Source organism: Oleiphilus sp. HI0066, assembly GCF_001635725.1.
On sequence record NZ_LWFH01000305.1, the window covers coordinates 1 to 980 of the forward strand.

General features: G+C 41.6%; 2 protein-coding genes. Both read left to right on the plus strand.

Annotation, left to right across the window (positions count from 1 at the left end; genetic code table 11):
- Nucleotides 1-68 precede the first annotated feature (68 nt).
- Nucleotides 69-422 (plus strand): YraN family protein, encoded by a 354-nt coding sequence (locus A3738_RS04505; protein ID WP_068472959.1) that lies wholly within the window; start codon nt 69-71, stop codon nt 420-422.
- A 5-nt stretch (nt 423-427) separates the two neighbouring features.
- The coding region (locus A3738_RS04510) for an SIS domain-containing protein (RefSeq protein WP_068763389.1) at nt 428-980 on the plus strand (553 nt) is incomplete at its 3' end.

The following is a 980-nucleotide window of genomic DNA, read 5'->3' on the forward strand; positions in this document are numbered from 1 at the left end:
CAATGGGCTAAATATCAAGGCGGGAAAGCTATACCAATTAATTAATTCATGTATCAGGGACGATATAAATGAACAACAAGGGAACGAAATACGAGCGATTGGCAGAAAAGCATCTATTGAAGAACGGACTAAAACTTATTGCCCGCAATTATTCATGCCGCCTAGGAGAAATCGATCTTATAATGCGCGATCACCACGCGATTGTATTTGTCGAAGTTCGTTATCGTAAAACCGATACCTTTGGCAGTGCGCAAGAAAGTATCAACAACCCAAAGCAAGCGAAACTAGTAAAAACTGCCTTACTTTACATGCAACAGCACAAACTATTTGATAGCACCTGTCGTTTCGATACCGTCACATTCGACACACATGAATGCAAACAGCCTATCAACTGGATTAAATCAGCATTTGGAGCACATTAGTACCAATGAACGACCTTTCCCCAATTGCCAAATATTTGTGCGACCAAATCGATATCGCCTCAGAGCACATTACGAGCATTGCATCAGAAACCGATCACGCAAGCACCTTAATCGTAGACGCCCTACTTAATGACAAAAAGCTCTTAGTATGCGGCCTTGGGTTTGCTAACCCGATTGCACAAATCATTAGTTCTGCCTTTATGGACCAATATGAATTTGAGCGCCCAGGCTTCCCTGCAATCAATATCGGTTTAGACAGCCTAAATAGCGACACGTCATCTGCCAATATGATCGCTAAACAGATTCAAGCAATGGGAATGGAAAGTGATGTATTAGTATTAATCAGTATCGGAGATGAACACAAAAGTTTCGAGGAAGCCCTAACAACAGCACAAGAGAAAGGAATCAAAACACTGCTCATTAATGGCTCCGAAGATGCGACAAACTATATGACTGATGCCTTGATCAAGCTACCAACAAATTCCATCTCGAACGGACTTCAGTTGGCGATATTTGCCTGCAACGCTCTTATAAAATCTGTTGAATCGAAGCTATTTG

Bases quoted from the DNA above. Each gene is read 5' to 3' on its own strand.
- A3738_RS04505 (WP_068472959.1), top strand. From the start codon at position 69: ATGAACAACAAGGGAACGAAATACGAGCGATTGGCAGAAAAGCATCTA.